General features: G+C 52.3%; 13 protein-coding genes. 8 read left to right on the forward strand and 5 right to left on the reverse strand.

Features of this window, described 5'->3' with window-relative positions; genetic code table 11:
* The first annotated feature begins 28 nt into the window (after positions 1-28).
* From QOL82_RS06190 to QOL82_RS06220, 7 genes are all read left to right on the forward strand, one after another.
* Complete coding sequence (locus QOL82_RS06190) at positions 29-532, forward strand: protein-disulfide reductase DsbD N-terminal domain-containing protein (RefSeq protein WP_283441381.1); 504 nt, start codon at positions 29-31, stop codon at positions 530-532.
* A gap of 922 nt (positions 533-1,454) precedes the next feature.
* Positions 1,455-2,771, forward strand: coding sequence for a TolC family protein (locus QOL82_RS06195; protein WP_283441382.1), 1,317 nt, complete (start codon positions 1,455-1,457; stop codon positions 2,769-2,771).
* Complete coding sequence (locus QOL82_RS06200) at positions 2,768-4,318, forward strand: efflux RND transporter periplasmic adaptor subunit (protein ID WP_283441383.1); 1,551 nt, start codon at positions 2,768-2,770, stop codon at positions 4,316-4,318. The genes QOL82_RS06195 and QOL82_RS06200 overlap by 4 nt, the downstream gene beginning before the upstream one ends.
* Positions 4,315-7,506 carry an efflux RND transporter permease subunit gene (locus QOL82_RS06205; RefSeq protein ID WP_283441384.1) on the forward strand — a complete coding sequence of 1,064 codons (3,192 nt, stop codon included), beginning with the start codon at positions 4,315-4,317 and terminating at the stop codon, positions 7,504-7,506. Before QOL82_RS06200 ends, QOL82_RS06205 begins: the two co-directional genes overlap by 4 nt.
* Entirely contained in the window at positions 7,503-7,853 is a 351-nt protein-coding gene (locus QOL82_RS06210; protein ID WP_283441385.1) for a copper-binding protein, read from the forward strand. The genes QOL82_RS06205 and QOL82_RS06210 overlap by 4 nt, the downstream gene beginning before the upstream one ends.
* Before the next feature lie 662 nt (positions 7,854-8,515).
* Positions 8,516-8,902 (forward strand): endonuclease VII domain-containing protein, encoded by a 387-nt coding sequence (locus QOL82_RS06215; protein WP_283441386.1) that lies wholly within the window; start codon positions 8,516-8,518, stop codon positions 8,900-8,902.
* 220 nt (positions 8,903-9,122) lie between these two features.
* Positions 9,123-9,527 (forward strand): GNAT family N-acetyltransferase, encoded by a 405-nt coding sequence (locus QOL82_RS06220; protein WP_283441387.1) that lies wholly within the window; start codon positions 9,123-9,125, stop codon positions 9,525-9,527.
* A gap of 94 nt (positions 9,528-9,621) precedes the next feature.
* Here QOL82_RS06220 and QOL82_RS06225 read toward each other — a convergent pair whose 3' ends face one another.
* Complete coding sequence (locus QOL82_RS06225; protein ID WP_283441388.1) at positions 9,622-10,419, reverse strand: hypothetical protein; 798 nt, start codon at positions 10,417-10,419, stop codon at positions 9,622-9,624.
* Between the two features lie 444 nt (positions 10,420-10,863).
* Here QOL82_RS06225 and QOL82_RS06230 point away from each other — a divergent pair, with 444 nt between their 5' ends.
* A complete protein-coding gene (locus QOL82_RS06230) occupies positions 10,864-11,811 on the forward strand; it encodes a 5'-nucleotidase (protein WP_283441389.1) in 948 nt (315 codons plus the stop codon).
* Between the two features lie 213 nt (positions 11,812-12,024).
* On the opposite strand, the gene QOL82_RS06235 is transcribed toward QOL82_RS06230, so the two are convergent.
* The 4 genes from QOL82_RS06235 to glmU form a co-directional block, all read right to left on the reverse strand.
* Complete coding sequence (locus QOL82_RS06235; protein WP_283441390.1) at positions 12,025-12,846, reverse strand: SIR2 family protein; 822 nt, start codon at positions 12,844-12,846, stop codon at positions 12,025-12,027.
* 2 nt (positions 12,847-12,848) lie between these two features.
* Positions 12,849-13,409 carry a non-canonical purine NTP pyrophosphatase gene (locus tag QOL82_RS06240; RefSeq protein ID WP_283441391.1) on the reverse strand — a complete coding sequence of 187 codons (561 nt, stop codon included), beginning with the start codon at positions 13,407-13,409 and terminating at the stop codon, positions 12,849-12,851.
* Between the two features lie 1,023 nt (positions 13,410-14,432).
* Complete coding sequence (gene glmS / locus QOL82_RS06245) at positions 14,433-16,259, reverse strand: glutamine--fructose-6-phosphate transaminase (isomerizing) (RefSeq protein ID WP_283441392.1); 1,827 nt, start codon at positions 16,257-16,259, stop codon at positions 14,433-14,435.
* A gap of 10 nt (positions 16,260-16,269) precedes the next feature.
* Positions 16,270-17,628 carry a bifunctional UDP-N-acetylglucosamine diphosphorylase/glucosamine-1-phosphate N-acetyltransferase GlmU gene (glmU, locus tag QOL82_RS06250; protein ID WP_283441393.1) on the reverse strand — a complete coding sequence of 453 codons (1,359 nt, stop codon included), beginning with the start codon at positions 17,626-17,628 and terminating at the stop codon, positions 16,270-16,272.
* Positions 17,629-17,710: the final 82 nt, after the last annotated feature.

A 17,710-nucleotide genomic window follows, 5' to 3' on the forward strand; every position in this document is an offset into this window, starting at 1 on the left:
TCGAGTTTTGTAAGTCAGGAAAGTATCTATGTATCAGAAACGCGTATTTATTGGCCTTGCACTCGCTACCGCGCTGCTATCCATGCACCTAGCCAGTTCGGCGCAGCAGTCGGTCGCACCGGGTGTGCAAAACCGGCTCAGCGGGCTCTTTTCGAGCCCGAAAGAGGAGGAATTGCTCGAGCCTGACCTTGCGTTCAAATTTAAGACATCTTTCAAAAGCCCGACGGTACTCGTAGCGGAGCTGACGCCGGCGAATGGATACTATCTATACCGCGAGCGTATCAAGTTCGCTCTCAAGAATACGTCTGGCGTCGCCATCCGAGCGGTAAAGCTTCCGGCCGGTGAAATTAAGACTGACCAGTTTTATGGCCGTACGGAAACGTACAAGAAGACGATTCAGGCGGAAATTATTTTGGACCGCGCGCCGAACGCGAAGAGTCTTACCCTAGTGGCAGGATATCAAGGCTGCCACGAGAAAAAGGGGGTGTGCTACCCGCCGATGGATAAGGAACTGACCTTGGCTTTACCCTAAGTGCATCAATCTTTGCGGCAGTATTGCATCCAATTGCGCTCCCGGCCTTCCGTGGCGATGATGCCGGTGCTGCTCAGTCTGCTTAGACAAACGAAAGGGCATCTGTCGGCCGCCACACCACCCTAGCTCCCCATCATGCCGCGGCACATATTGGTCATGGAAGACAAGAGCCCATGGGTTTGAAAACCTCCCATCATGGAGGAATGCATGAACAGCATGCTTGCAGCAGCCAGTAGGGCTAACACACCGATTATGGCGAGCACGACGAATACTGCCTTTGCAGCGGTTGAGTCCATGACCATTTCAACCTCCCAGAGACTATATTCCTTTGGCAGTCAGTTTCTGGAAGGGTTCGGAGCCAACATCAAATGTTAAAGAACTTGCTTGACCTTCCCACTGCAGTAACGCCCATTCTTTTAGACGTGTGAAAGAATTGTCGTTAAACTACGCACGTTCGATGTCCCGAAACCCATGCGCCATTCATTTTCATCTTTCTGCCGACTGATAGCCTGCTTCCTAGTCATGACTGTTCTGACTTCAGGAATCGCAATGGCTGCGTACGTGTGCCCAGAGCTGGCACCTGCGCCAGTGCAGGAAGTCGCAATGGAAGGCATGCCATGCGCCGAGATGGACAAGGAAAAACCTGTCCACTGCGCAGAATTTCAGTCCGGCGCTCAACTAGCGTTGGAGCATCTAGCAGCGGCACCAGCCTTAACTCCAGTTTTCGCTTCTTCCGTCATCCCGGCTCCTGCGCCGGCTATTCCCGTCGTCCTTCCTTCTGTGCAGGGCGATGTGCGTCTCGAAACTGGCGTAGACCCGCCATACCTCCGAACGCTTCGACTTCGTATTTGACTTGACCCTGTAGTGATTCGCCGGCCGGCATATTGCCAAGGCTGGCTTTCGTCTATTCACAGGGGAAAGTATGTTTTTGAATGACCACGCGCCACTGGTGCCTGCAGGCCAGTCGCGCCATCTAATCCGTTTCAGTGCGCTCATAGCGCTCACGCTTGCTTCCACTTTTTCTCAGGCTCAAACCGCCAGAATGAGCCTGGAGCAGGCGCTTCAAATGGCAACCCAACGCTCGGCGTCGAGCCAGGCTGCACAAGCCTCCGTGCAAGCAAGTCGGGAAATGGCGGCAAAGGCCGACCAGTTTCCTGACCCAATGCTCAAGTTCGGCATCGAAAACTTGCCAGTCAACGGACCCGACAAGTTCAGCCTGAACCGCGACTTCATGACAATGCGCCGAGTAGGCGTCGAGCAACAATGGGTGTCTTCCGACAAGCGCGCCGCCCGCGCTGAACGTGGCCAACGAGCCGTTGAAACAGAGGAAGCCAGTTACCTGACCAATGTCGCGAAGGTACGAGAGGAAACCGCACTAGCCTGGATAAACGTCCTCTATGCCCAGCGGACAGTGGAATTGCTGAAGGCATTGGAAAATGAAACGCGCCAGGACTTGATGACTGGTCAGGCAGCGCTGCGAGGCGGGAAAATGGGCACATCCGATGTGCTCCAAGCACAGCTGACACTCTCCCAAGCTCAGGACCGCACCCGCAAAGGAGAGCAGGCACTGAGAAGCGCTCAAACCGCTTTGTCCCGCTGGGTAGCCACGCCTGTGGAGGTCGTCGCGGGTGAACTACCAGCGCTGACGTCTCATGTGCCAAATCTCCCTGTCGAAGAACTAGAGAAATACCATCCGATGCTTCTGGGCACGCGCCGAGCTATAACGCTTGCCGACGCCGAAACCGCTGTAGCTACCAAAGAGCGCAACCCTGACTGGAGCTTTGAGGCAGGCTATGCACAGCGGGGCAGCCAGTACTCCAACATGGTATCGGTCGGCGTGACCATCCCGCTCCCGGTGAACCGGGCGCAGAGGCAAGACCGCGATATCGCTGAAAAGTCTGCATTGGGCACGAAAGCACGGATGCAGTACGAAGACGCACTGCGCGAGCTGAAAGCCGAGATTCAAGACCAGTCATTGACCCTGGCAAGTCTCAAGGAGCGAGTAGCCCAACTACAGACTCAACTCTTGCCTGCCGCAAACCAGCAGGTTGAGGTAGCCACCGCGGCTTACCGGTCTGGGACGGGCAGCCTAGCTGCAGTCTTCAATACAAAAAGGATGGCGCTCGACGCCCAGATGCAGGTGTTAGACGTGGAGAAAGAGGCAGCTATTACTTGGGCCAAGCTCGAATACCACGTGATTCCACACAACCAGGTGGCCGCAGGGAGGGCTGAGCAATGAAATCAAATATCGCATTGAAAGCTGTGGCATTGGCCCTTGCGGGCGCGGGATTAACATACGGCGGGTATTGGGCCGGTACCCATCGTGGCATGCCGGCAAGTGCAACTTCCACTGAGACCACTTCTGCAGCAGCTGGAGACAAAGTTGACCCGAAGACCGGACGCAAGGTGCTCTATTGGCATGACCCCATGGTGCCAGGGAATAAATTCGACAAGCCGGGCAAATCACCCTTTATGGACATGCAGCTGGTCCCCGTGTATGCGGATGAAGGCGGTGATGAAGGCGGGGTGAAAGTCAGTCCCACCCTGCAGCAGAATCTAGGCATCCGGTTTGCCACGGTACGGCGTGAAGAAACCCGCGAATCTTACGACCTCATCGGCACAACGCAGTTTGACGAAAGCATTGCCGAGGTCGTCCAAAGCCGGGTAACCGGCTATATCGACCGGCTCTATGCCCGGGCGCCCATGCAGCGCATCAAGCGCGGCGAACCGGTCGCTTTGCTCTTTGTGCCGGACTGGATTGCGCCCCAAGAGGAGTACCTTGCACTCAAGCGCTCTGGAAACGAGACGCTTGCCGCAGCGGCCCGCCAGCGGATGCAGGCGCTTTCCATCCCACCCGGACTCATCGCGCAGGCTGAAAAGACTGGTCAAGCGCAGAGAAATTTGACGCTCACGTCACCAGTCAACGGTGTGATTACCGAGCTGGGCGTGCGGGAAGGAGCCATGGTTTCGCCCGGCATGACGATTGCCAAGGTGGCGGGGCTCAACAAGGTATGGCTTGTCGCTGAGATTCCTGAAGCGTTAGCCAACTCAGCAAGACCTGGAATGACAGTAGACGCTACCGCCTCTGGCGACGCCAGCCGCAAATATACCGGTAAGGTGCGTGAAATCCTTCCGGGCGTGAGCACAACAACTCGTACGGTCCAAGCCCGTCTTGAGCTCGATAATAAAGACGGCAGCCTAACTCCCGGCATGCTCATGCGTGTCCGCATTGGTGCGGAAAAGCCGGTTTCCCGGGTGCTGGTGCCCACTGAGGCGGTCATTACAACTGGGAAGCGCTCCGTAGTCCTCGTGGCCGGCGAAAACAACAGCATGCAGCCGGTAACGGTCACAACTGGACGCGATGTGGGCGATGATACGGAAATCCTGACCGGTCTCTCCGAAGGTCAGAAAGTTGTGGCCTCCGGTCAGTTCCTGATTGATTCCGAAGCTAGCCTGAAGTCGGTTCTGCCCAAGTTTGCCGATACGGCGCAAGCACAAATGCAGGCGCAAAAAGGTCCATCGGCGACCGAGCCGACCTCTACAAGTCTGTCGCCGGTCTACCGCGGTGTCGGCAAGGTAGAGAAAGCATCCCCGGACAGCCTCACCTTGTCCCATAAGCCCATTCCGGAATTGAAATGGCCCGCAATGACCATGGACTTCGGCAAGCCACGCCCGGAAGATTTTTCCGATATCAAGGTTGGCCAAGAGGTTGAGTTTGCGTTCAAGGAAAGCAAGGACGGCTACCTGCTTGAAACCGTTGTGCCGGCTGGTGGGAGCAAGAAATGATTGCCCAGGTTATTCGCTGGTCGATTGCCAACAGGTTCTGGGTCTTGCTTGCGGCAGTTGCCATTGCAGGATGGGGTTTGTGGTCGCTGAAAAACACCCCTTTGGACGCGTTGCCCGATTTGTCCGATACCCAGGTCATCATTCGAGCCCAGTATCCAGGCAAGGCGCCGCAGTTGGTCGAAGACCAGGTCACCTATCCATTGACGACGGCTCTGCTAGCAGTACCAGGCGCTAAGACGGTCAGGGGCTATTCGTTTTTCGGTGACTCATTTGTCTACGTCCTCTTTGACGATGCTACAGACCTGTACTGGGCGCGCAGCCGGGTTTTGGAATACCTCAACCAGGTTCAGAGCCGTCTGCCCCAAGGCGTGCGTGCTGAACTGGGGCCGGACGGCACAGGCGTTGGCTGGGTGTTCGAATACGCGCTGATGGACCGCACTGGCCAACAAGACCTAAGTCAGTTGCGGGCGCTGAACGACTGGTTCCTAAAATACGAGCTCAAGACGGTTCCAGACGTCGCTGAACTCGCCAGCATCGGCGGCATGGTCAAGCAATACCAGGTCGTCCTCGACCCCGACAAGCTGCGAATATTCGGCATTTCTCATGCAAAGGTGCTGGAGGCGATTGGCAAGGCCAATCAGGAATCCGGGGGCTCGGTGGTGGAAATGGCCGAGACGGAATATATGGTGAGGTCCCGCGGGTATCTGCGAACGCTTGAAGATTTCCGCAATATTTTGCTGAGTGCCAACGAGGCCGGAACGCCGGTCTTACTTAGAGACGTGGCCACAGTGCGTTTAGGTCCTGAAATGCGGCGTGGCATCGCTGAGTTCAATGGGGAGGGTGAGGTCGCCGGCGGTGTGGTGGTCATGCGCTCTGGCAAGAATGCTTTGGACACCATCAAAGCAGTCAAAGCCAAGCTGGCTTCGCTACAAAGCTCTTTACCTAAAGGTGTAGAGGTCGTGCCGGTCTATGACCGCTCGAAGTTGATTACGGCGGCAGTCACGAATCTCCGGGACAAGCTCATCGAGGAGTTTGTTGTCGTTGCAATCGTCTGCGCCATATTCCTGTTCCACCTTCGTAGCGCTTTGGTCGCCATCGTATCGCTCCCGCTGGGTGTGCTGGCTGCCTTTATCGTGATGCACTACCAAGGCGTGAATGCAAACATCATGTCGCTGGGAGGGATTGCCATTGCTATTGGCGCCATGGTGGACGCGGCAGTGGTCATGATTGAAAACGCCCATAAGCACCTGGAAGCACATGAGCATGCAAACCAGGGCCGGCCAATAAGCAACCGGGAGCGTTGGGCGCTCATCCAGGAAGCTTCGATAGAAGTTGGACCGGCGCTGTTCTTTTCGCTCCTCATTGTGACGCTCTCGTTTATCCCGGTATTTTCACTGGAAGCGCAGGAGGGCAAGCTTTTTTCGCCGCTAGCATTCACCAAAACCTATACCCTCGCTGCCGCAGCCGGGCTTGCCATCAGCCTGGTGCCAGTGCTGATGGGATACATGATTCGGGGACGTATTCCCAGTGAAGCTTCCAACCCGATTAACCGGGTTCTGATTCGAGCCTATCGTCCGTTGCTCGAGGTGACGCTGCGCCATCCAATTGCAACCATCGCGATTGCACTTGTTGCTCTTGCCCTGACGGTCATCCCGTTGTCCCGCCTTGGGGGGGAATTTTTACCACCTCTCGACGAAGGTGATTTGCTATACATGCCGTCGGCGCTGCCTGGCCTGTCGGCATCTAAGGCGAGTGAACTGCTGCAGCAGACTGACCGGCTCATCAAAACCGTTCCCGAAGTGGCTACTGTTTTTGGCAAGGCTGGGCGAGCGGAATCAGCCACCGACCCGGCGCCGCTCGAAATGTTCGAAACCACGATTCAGTTCAAGCCGCGTGAGCAGTGGCGGGAGGGGATGACGCCGGAGAAACTGGTAGAGGAACTAGACCGCGTGGTGAAGGTGCCAGGTCTCTCTAACGTGTTTGTGCCGCCAATACGAAACCGCATTGACATGTTGTCAACGGGCATTAAGACACCTGTCGGCGTCAAGGTTTCTGGTCCTGACCTCGCAGAAATTGACAGGGTCGCTGCCAGCATTGAGGCTGCAGTCAAAACGGTACCAGGTGTGACGTCCGCGCTCGCAGAGCGCCTTAGTGGTGGTCGGTATATCGATGTGAATGTCGACCGCAGGCGCGCTGCACGCTATGGGTTATCAGTAGCCGATGTCCAGTCTGTCGTATCGTCGGCCATCGGTGGTGAGAACATAGGCGAGGTTATCGAGGGACGCCAGCGTTTTCCTATCAACGTGCGCTATCCCCAAGACTACCGGGGCTCAGTGCAATTGCTGCGCGATTTTCCTGTGATAACTGAGAAGGGTGCGCAGATTCGCCTCGGCGACGTCGCAGACGTGAAAGTCACGGACGGGCCGCCGATGATACGCAGCGAAAATGCCCGGCTTTCCGGATGGGTGTACGTCGACGTTCGCGGTACAGACCTAAGAACGGCTGTCAATGCAATGCAGGCAGCTGTGGCCAAGGAGGTGAAACTGCCACCCGGTTACTCAATAGGCTGGTCGGGCCAGTTTGAATACCTGGAGCGGGCCACTGCAAAACTGCAGACGGTTATTCCCTTGACGCTGGCGGTCATCCTTGTCCTGCTGTATCTCGCATTCCGGTCGGTTTCTGAAGCGCTGCTTTTGATGCTTACAGTCCCGTTCGCCCTGATTGGTGGATTCTGGTTCATCTGGTTCCTTGGCCATGCAATATCGGTTGCTACAGCGGTGGGGTTCATTGCCTTGGCCGGCCTAGCTGCGGAATTTGGCGTGGTCATGATGATTTACCTTCGTAATGCCCTGAACCAGCGGTTGCAGGCGGGACACCTGTTGACCAAGGAACTGATTGTCGATGCGATACGTGAAGGAGCGGTGATGCGTGTGCGCCCGAAAGCGATGACTGTTGCCGTTATCCTGGGCGGCCTAATCCCAATCATGTACGGCTCAGGCGCCGGCTCGGAGGTCATGCAGCGCATCGCCGCGCCTATGGTGGGTGGCATGATTACCGCCCCCTTACTTTCCTTGTTCGTCATCCCAGCGGCTTGGCGCCTCTTGCAGGAGCGCAAGCTTCGGCAGGCCATCCAAAACCCGAAAAACCAATCACAAACGCAATTTCAACCTGAAGGAGTAGAACTATGAAGAACCAAGTTTCGAAAGCCGTCGCCACTCTTGGATTTGCACTTTTTGCCATGAGCACTAATGCTCAGCAGGCTGGGGGCGGACAGGATGAGGGCGGCAAGAAAATGGATACTGCAAAGGCCACGAAACTCACAGACGGCGAGGTCAAGGACGTCGACGCAAAGGCGGGTCATGTGACGCTGAAGCACGGCACCATTGAAAACATGAATATGGGGCCGATGACCATGACTTTCGCAGTCAAAGAAAAATCGGCGCTATCAGGCCTTACGAAGGGAAGCAAGGTGAAGTTTGCGGTGGAAAATATGGATAACGTGCCTACTGTGACGACGCTTATTCCGCAGAAATAGGGGAATGCCGGACTGGCTAACCTTTCTTATACCTCGGTCCTAAAATGTTAATTTGAGAACTCACATTAACTGCTTTCAGCCCCGCCCTGAAACGATTGACAATGGACGGCGATACTTTTTTATCTATACGTAGGTCACTGTTAGATAGAGTAGCAACACTGGATGCACAAAAGGACGTTGCATTTTCTACAAATACTAACCCGGTTTGAATGATTGGTCGTGGCGTTGGCCCATCAATGATCAACTTCTGCGTAGGATGCGTTTCTTGCGTCTAATGATCTTTCTGTAATGTCCGCTTTTATAAGCGGTCATATTTAGACTGATAGCGGACATTTCCACTGCATATTTAACGCTGCCCTTAATATCAAGAAAAGGAGTGTTGTTGTCGCCAGAAATTTGGCGCGTGTTTTTCAAAGGCTGCCGAAGGCGGCGGACCCAGTCCTCGAGCCTTGACCGCAAACTGTAAGCGAACATCCAGCTTGTGACGTTAAGGATAGAAACTCGCACCACACATTGGAAAAAGATTTATTATTGATCATTTTCTCTTGCAGTGAGATCAGGTTAAGTTCGTTATTTGTAAAATTTTAACGCGGTAATTATATAAAAACTCTTCATAAATTAAATAATACCTAATTAAACTTTAACTTTCTCTAGGTGAGAAAATGAACCGTCATTGCAGCAAATGCAATTTGGTCGAGCCAATAGCAAGGTTTGATCCGAATTTAAAAATTCCAAAGTCAAAAGCGGCTGTCTGCTTAGGATGTAAAGAAAAATCGCAACGAAAGGCCAATTGGAAAAAGCTCAATATAAACATTTCATTCAAAGATTATCTTGTGATGGGTGAAGCACAAAACTGGAAATGCATGATATGTCAGACCCCGCATTGGACATTGGAAGGTATCCGTAGATATCCGGCAGTTGACCATGATCACAACGATCCTAACGGGAAAATAAGAGGGCTACTTTGCACGAATTGCAATACCGGCCTTGGCAAGTTTCATGACAGCACACACCTTCTGGAAGCAGCTATTGCTTATCTAAGGCGTTAAGTTGAAAAAATGACGAAATCACATAGCTAATCTAAATAAGCATAATGCATTTTTTGTTGCGATTGGGAGCGTAATGCGCATGCAATTTTTGGAGAAAAATGCGGAATATCTCGCCCTAATTATGTGAATATAAAAACGTCACATCATTAGTCTATTCCAAGTGTCAAGATTGCACCAGAAACAATCAGTTAATATAAAAATTACATAGATGGAGATTTATATGATTAGAGCAATGACGCCCGATGAATTTTTCGCCCTTGAAGTTGACTTGGTCAGACGACATCAACATTTGGAAGATTTAACTACCAATTCGGCTCTAGATCATGTTTTCTACGTAGCGTTTATAGATGAAAGAGTTGTAGCATTTAGATATGTGCGTTTCTTCGATGGAGTCTGTGAATTATTTCAAATGTTTGTAGACACTCCCTTCAGGAGAAATGGAATAGCTGAACGGACTCTAATAGTTGCATTAGATGATGCTTTAACGAGGCATTGCCGTGAAGTGGATGCTATTTGGGGTGGTGCAGAAGAGCGGCATTTAGCGCTATTCTCGTTGTACGAACGTACGTTGCAAGACGTGAGATATCAAAATTCCGGCCTGAGATTTAAAGCGATGCGCCCTTAAAGCAGCTTAACAGCCACTTTTGTCTAAATGACAAGGCATCAGCCCCAAATTCACAAAAGACTGAAAGCGGACCAAAGAATGATGCCGACAGAATTTATATTGCCACTAAATACGGCAATCGCAGGCTCCGAAGGGGAGGACCAGAAAGGGTAATTTCTTTACTATCGCGGAACTGGACTAGGTTCACATCAATGAAGTGCGCAATAGATACTTCAAGAGCGTCTAAGGTCAGTCGCGTAAGCCCGATCAAGGCATCAACAGCATCTTCAAAGCCACTTGTTGGTTTTTCTACGTTTACACGTCTAAACCACGAGTAGTTGGCTAACACGTCAGCCGTTGGGTAAAAAGTATTAACAGAATTCTTTCCGTGAAATGACTCGAAATGCCACTCCATGTTGGCATCGTTAAGAGCGTCCTTTATATCCCCAAATTTTGGATAATGCAAAAAGTGCTTGTTACGTGCGGATCTAAGCCACTCTTGTGATTCGAATGCAGCTAAAATTTCACGAACTTTATTTGATCCAGCATCTTTCTCTTCTGGTTTGTAGTATTTAACAACAAAGGCACGTAAATGCGCATTTTGTGGTGAAAAAACTTCGTTGAATTCCCACAGTTTTCCAAGAAGTAGACGTACCAGCATTGTCGTTTGCATCATTTTTCCGCCTCGTTCCACTGATGACCCTAAGTTTTGTTGGCGAGTAGAGATGAAGGCCATGCGCTGCAGCCAATTGAGTTCATCATGAATATGCCCGGCAAGCAATAAACAGTACCGATCTTCCTCTAGCAACGCCGCAAACAATGCTGACGATACCTTTTGATGATACAACTTGATAGGTCGTACATCTGAATTCCGATTCTGGTACCACTGCTTTCGACGGTGTTTCATCTTCATAGCTTTATCCTATTCTTGAAAATTTTTCAACAACCTTAACTGCAGCACCTAAAGAAATCCATTATCAGTATATATTAGCGATCTTATTTTCCACCCATTTATAAATATTAGGAGGATATTAAGCAAACCGGCAAGTGCTACAACCTGTGGTGCCGTAGCAGCAGCATAAGTAAGATCGAATTGTATTACTAAAATTTTGCAATCTTTTACTCATTTAGTCGACTAGACGCAGTTATCGACGCGAGCCTTTCATTTCATAAACTGACTCATATACGGTTGCAACATTGCCGGTCCGGCAATACGCCCATATTATTACTTCATAGGTAAAATTAAGCTTCGCTCACTTCAAAAATAAACTGGGCATTTCCGTGTAATATAGCTTAGAATTATTCCAGCAAAACCATCTGCATTTTATTTTTTCATCTAGCTTACCAAATCCAACTTATGCCATATGATCTTGATAACCGCTTAGTTATAGGAGTTGCGTCGAGTGCCATGTTTGATCTATCTGAATCAGACGAAGTATTCAAACGTGAAGGTGAGGAAAATTATCGAAGATTCCAAGAACAAAATCTCAATAACCCACTCCCTAAAGGAATTGCATTTTCTTTCATTAAGCGATTACTGTCTTTAAATGACCTTTCCATCGATTCCACGAACAACCCCCTTGTTGAAGTAGTGCTCTTGTCTAAGAATGACCCCGACACTGGACTTCGAGTAATGAAATCTATTGAATATTACGGTTTGGGAATGACAAGGGCGATCTTTATGCAAGGGCTAGCTCCATATAAATATATTCCCGCGCTTAACATATCACTTTTTTTGTCTGGAAGTATGGATGACGTTGAAGCAGCAATAGGCCTTAAATTTCCTGCAGGGCATGTAATGAATTCATCCGTTATAGATGATGAAGATGATGAGGAACTGCGGATCGCGTTTGACTTTGATGGTGTGTTGGCCGACGACGAATCGGAAACTGTTTTTCAGGAAACAAAGGATTTAAAACAGTTCCATGCACATGAAGTTACAAACGTAATGCAACCTCACAATCCCGGTCCACTTCAACAGTTCCTGGTTCAAGTATCAAAAATTCAATCTGAAGAAGAACGCCGGAAAAAAGCTGACCCCTCATACAAAAATCGCCTTAGAGTGTCTATAGTTACAGCTCGCAATGCACCTTCCCATGAGCGTGCATTGAATACGTTAAAGAGTTGGGGCGTCATGGCTAATGACGCATTCTTCCTGGGTGGCATTGAGAAACGAAGGGTACTTGCCGTGCTGCGTCCCCACATTTTCTTTGACGATCAGTCAGGTCACCTAGAGGCAGCTTCTAAAGTTGTACCGTCTGTTCATATTCCCTTTGGCATTACAAATCAGCAAGGATTAAAGTAAGGATAAAAGATAATTCTATCAAGATGAATAAATTTATGGCATAGCGAGCCGCTAGATTGTTTCTTAATTCGAAAGATGATGAATTATGGCTATGCCTAAATTGATATTAGTTTTTAAAAAAAACTATTTCTGCCGGCAAACTAAGCAATATTTAGTTAACCGTCCTAATACTCAATTGCTGAATTGATGATCGGTTTTCCATTTGGATAAAAGTTAAGGCTCTTCTATTGTCTTTCCATATGCTTCCTTGAGCAGATCCAATAAAAAGGTTTTGACCGAATCCATTGGGTTATCTGATTCTGCGACAATAGGCACTATACCACGAGAGCGCAGAATTCCTTCTTGGACAATATTTGGCCTAGTAAGAAATATGTACGATTTCGGCCGCGCTTTCTGAAAACCCTCAAGCTCCCACTGTTTATGAAGCCTATATAGCAAATAGCGCATATTAATATCAGAGAGACTGTACCCTAAGAATAGGACCGATTTTCCGAGCACATCTCCCCGAAGCTTAATATCAAGAGGAGACTCAAAACTCATACGATCAAAATAGCTGGATTCGGTGAGAACAATGGAATCGTCGTCGTCAAAGTCCCCGTGAAATTTAATTATTTGGGTTCTATCCTCTTTTGCTAGGGCGATGTCAGACACGTTTGTTATCTTACTGAATGGCACGTTCCAGTGCTCAAATGCGCGTTCGATCCAGCGATCATAGTTTGTAGTGTATATAGAGGGGAACTTTAACTCAACAATTGCACGATGCAAAAAAGATTTGGAGATATCGATAGAGTTGGCATGCCAAGTCGTATCCATCCAGCTTCTAAGAGGTCCTAGTTTACCTTTAACCTGATAGTAATACTCGGCGAGTGAAAGGTAATCGCCAGACAACTGAAATAGTTGAGGATCAAAATCTAATTCTTGCGCTAACCTAGAAATTAATGAACCATACGAAGGGAGGCCGAGATTCATAGACAGCCCTGCACCCGCGAACAGAATCGCCTTTCGGTTTCTTATTGCCTCAACAAGTTCTTGCATGCTTACACCTTCCCTCTGTTTTCAAGATATTCACTAAATTGATCCAAGGCACGGCGTCGCATTGATATCTCATTTTTCTGATCCCCCATTTCCGCAAATGTTTGAGCATACCCATCTGGAACGAAGACGCAATCCCATTGGAAATCTCTATTGCCTCGTGGCGCGACTGGCACGCTTCCTTTTATACTTCCTTCAAAAAACTCAAATTTTCTGCCATCAACAAAGCCAATTAATGTTTTCGCGATGACGCTATTGTCTGCGGCTGACCCAAAAAGTTGGGTGAATCGTTCTGCTTGCAGAGTATCCCAAAAAATTTGAGTGAGGCCGCCCGGTAGTCCATTCATATGACTCAGATAGAGACCTGTGTGTTCTACGAAGAGCGGCCTACCAATCAACTGAAATGCCTTTAATGCCTTGTCCTTTACCAAATTATGCGTATCCGCTGTTTGTAGTTCCTCTATTTTTTCATTAATTGGAATTACTGATACCGATACGCGCTTCAAAATTGTCGAAGCTTCTTCGATTTTAAATTTATTCCCTGAAAGGAATCTTATCTCGAACAACTATCGTCTCCTGTGCGCTTTTCGGGCCATGGCTGGCTTTTTGTCTGGGGTCTGTCAACTGGCATAGTCATACTGCATTTTTGGCAGGCATTATAGCGGAGCGTAGAACACTTATATGCCTAGAGGCAACGAATGGATACTTCTAGCTAGTGTTGTTGCATTCAACTGTCAAATTAAAGTCCTTATCCTCGTTTAATGAGCGGCTTAATGAAAGGACTACCGCAACTGTCCGCTTTCGCTGCATTGCAGACGTTCAGGCTATACATGGTGTTTGAGAGGGCATGCAGAACATATGTCCTAGCGAGGCTTCTTTGCTTTCAAAAGCTTGGCTTTGATTATAATGAAACCAACAGGATGGACTGCAGCATTAAAAGATAGTAAGGCGATACGTGTATTGCATTTGCTTTGTATCGTCGATCCGTGATCAGCCAAGCCCCAGCTATTAATGTTACTCGGGGAGCATATGGCTCCCTCTAATTCAGTCTGCACATTTTATAGGCTGTTGTAACTGTATCCAGACTTTTGATAACCCAAATCAGGTCGAAGTATCCCATGGGTCATTTGGGGTACCCAACACAACAAACATTTCAGTCAGCACAGGGCATAGTTGCATATCGGAATCGAATGCGTAATGCGGATAAAGCTTCGTGCCGCAAACTTTTAATGCAGAAATGCAGTCCTCGGCTTCTCAAGCGTGCACTTGGTTGCTGGCTTTATTAACTTTTAGGCAAGTCATACTGGGGAGGATTGCTTTGTAGATATTTTGCTGGCATTGCGGCATCTTTCAGAGCATGTCTTCGTCCAAGCGAAATCTCACTAGTAGGCACTGATAGTTACCGATGCGTTACTTGACCTGAACCTAACCTAAATAACCTTCTGGAAACTCAATTGGATATTCACCATAATTCCAGATTTTTGGTCAAATTCTCCATTACATCTAATAATAGGCGAATCGTAGTTTTTTCCCAAGAAATTCGCCATAACTTTAGTCAATCAAAGCCGGGCACGGATGCCGCCCCGGATTTACTCCACCGTCACCGACTTCGCCAGGTTCCGCGGCTTGTCCACGTCCGTCCCGCGCGCCAGCGCGGTGTGGTACGCCAGCAGCTGCAGCGTCACCACGTGCAGGATGGGCGACAGCAGGCCGTAGTGTTCCGGCAGGCGGATCACGTGGATGCCTTCGCTCGAATGCATCTGCGAGTCGCCGTCGGCGAAGACGTACAGCTGGCCGCCGCGGGCCCGCACTTCCTGCATGTTGGACTTCAGCTTTTCGATCAGCGTGTCGTTCGGCGCGACCGTCACCACCGGCATGTCCTCGGTCACCAGCGCCAGCGGGCCGTGCTTGAGTTCGCCGGCAGGGTAGGCTTCGGCGTGGATGTAGGAAATTTCCTTGAGCTTCAGCGCGCCTTCGAGCGCGATCGGGTAATGCAGGCCGCGGCCCAGGAACAGCGCATGCTCCTTGCGCGCAAAGGCTTCCGACCAGGCGATGATGTGCGGCTCCAGCGCCAGCACGCTTTGCAGCGCATTGGGCAGGTGGCGCAGGTTCTTCAGGTGGAAGGCCTCGGCTTCGGCGTCCATGCGGCCGCGCATCTTGGCCAGCGTCGCCGTCAGCAGGAACAGCGCGGTCAGCTGGGTGGTGAAGGCCTTGGTCGAGGCCACGCCGATCTCGGCGCCGGCGCGGGTCAGGTAGGACAGTTCGGTTTCGCGCACCATCGCCGAGGTGCCGACGTTGCAGATCGCCAGCGAATGCTTGTGGCCCAGCTCCTGCGCATACTTGAGCGCGGCCAGCGTGTCGGCGGTTTCGCCGGACTGGGAGATCACCACCACCAGCGTGTTCGGGTTGACGGCAGGCTTGCGGTAGCGGTACTCGCTGGCGATCTCGACGCTGGTCGGCAGGCCGGCCAGCGACTCCAGCCAGTAGCGCGCGGTCATGCCGGAATAGTAGCTGGTGCCGCAGGCCAGGATCAGCACGCTGTCGATATCGTTGAACACCGCTTCGGCTTTCGGGCCGAACAGTTCGGGCGTGAAGCCCAGTACGCCTTCGAGCGTGTCGGAAATCGCGCGCGGCTGCTCGAAGATTTCCTTCTGCATGTAGTGGCGGTAGGGGCCGAGTTCGATCGCGCCCGAATACGCCTGCACCGTCTGCGCCCGGCGCTCGACCGGCAGGTCCAGCTTGTCGTAGATCTGCACGCCGTCCAGCCGCACGTCCACCACGTCGCCTTCTTCCAGGTAGACGATCTGGTCGGTGCTGCCGGCCAGCGCCATCGCGTCCGACGCCAGGAAATTCTCGCCGTCGCCCAGGCCGACGATCAGCGGGCAGCCGAGGCGGGCGCCAACGATGCGCTGCGGCTCGTCCTTGGCGAACACCGCGATGGCGAATGCGCCATGCAGGCGCTTGACCACTTTCTGCACCGTGCGCAGCAGGTCGCCGTCGTACATGTGGTTGACCAGGTGGGCAATGGCCTCGGTGTCGGTCTGCGACTCGAACACATAGCCCAGCGCCTTCAACTCGGTGCGGATTTCCTCGTAGTTCTCGATGATGCCGTTGTGGACCAGGCCGATGCGCTGCTCGCCATCCTTGGTCGAGAAATGCGGGTGCGCATTGTTGGTGGCCGGCGCGCCATGCGTCGCCCAGCGGGTGTGGGCGATGCCGGTGTTGCCTTCGAATTCGGTCCTGGCGACCTGCTCCTGCAGTTCGGCCACGCGTGCCACGCTGCGCGCGCGCTTCAGGCCATTGTTGTTCACGGCCACGCCGCAGGAGTCGTAACCCCGGTATTCGAGCCGCTTCAGGCCTTCGAGCAGGATGGGGACAATATTACGCTGCGCAACCGCGCCGACGATGCCGCACATGGTGGTCTTCCTATTTGGGTTGTTTGGTGGGCCGTTTCCAGCCATCTATCGTGGTCTGCCGGGTGCGCGACACGGTCAGCTTGCCGGCCGGCGCATTGGCCGTCAGCGTGGTGCCCGCCCCGAGCGTCGCGCCGCGGCCGACCGTCACCGGCGCCACCAGCTGGGTGTCGCTGCCGATGAAGACGTCGTCCTCGATCACGGTGCGAAACTTGTTGACGCCGTCGTAGTTGCAGGTGATGGTGCCGGCGCCGATGTTGACGCGCGAGCCGACCGTGCTGTCGCCGACATAGGCCAGGTGGTTGGCCTTGCTGTGCGCCGCGATCTGGCTGTTCTTGACCTCGACGAAGTTGCCGATATGGACATCCTCGCCCAGCTCGGTGCCGGGCCGCAGCCGGGCGTACGGCCCGATCATCGACTTCGCGCCGATCACCGCGTCTTCTATATGGCAGAACGGCTTGATGACTGCGCCCTCGGCAACGCGGGCGTTGCGCAGCACGCAGTTCGCGCCGACGGTCACGCCGTCGGCCAGCGTCACGTCGCCCTCGAACACGCAGCCGACGTCGATGGTCACGTCCCGGCCGCAGACCAGGCTGCCGCGGATGTCGATGCGGGCCGGATCGGCCAGGGTCACGCCCTGTTCCAGCAACTGGTAAGCGAGGTTGCGCTGGTGGATGCGTTCCAGCTCGGCCAGCTGCACCTTGCTGTTCACGCCCAGCGTTTCCCACACCGCGCCGGGCTGCGCCGAGACCACCGGCACGTCGTCGGCCACGGCGCGCGCGACGATGTCGGTCAGGTAATACTCGCCCTGCGCATTGTCGTTCGACAGCGTCGACAGCCATTCGCGCAGCCGCGCGGTCGGCGCCACCATGATGCCGGTATTGACCTCGGTGATGGCCCGCTCGTCGGCCGTCGCGTCTTTCTGCTCGACAATGCGGACGATCCGGTCCTGGTCGCGTACGATACGGCCGTAACCGGTCGGGTCGTCCATGTCGACCGTTAGTATCGACAACTTGTCGTCGCCGGCAGTGTCCAACAGGCGTTGCAGCGACCCGACCCGGGTCAGCGGCACATCGCCGTACAGGACCAGTGTCGGGACGTCGTCGCGCAGTTGCGGAAGCGCCTGCATGACCGCGTGGCCGGTGCCGAGCTGGGGTTCCTGGCGGGCAAATGCGAGATTGTCAGACTGCAGCTTCTGGGGCACCATGTCTCCCCCATGTCCGTAGATGACGCAGATCGAACTCGGCGACAGTGCGCGGGCGGTATCGATCACGTGGGAAAGAAGCGGTTTGCCGGCCAACGGGTGCAGGACCTTGGGTAGCGCGGACTGCATGCGCTTTCCCATTCCTGCCGCAAGAATGACGATATTCATAAGTGATTAGTTGAAATGATGCAAAATTTTAACATGCGAACTCCTTGCAAATTCGCACAAACGGCCGCTGTACGGTTGCTTA

This window comes from Noviherbaspirillum suwonense (genome assembly GCF_900182955.1).
Classification (GTDB): Bacteria; Pseudomonadota; Gammaproteobacteria; order Burkholderiales; family Burkholderiaceae_D; genus Noviherbaspirillum_A; species Noviherbaspirillum_A suwonense.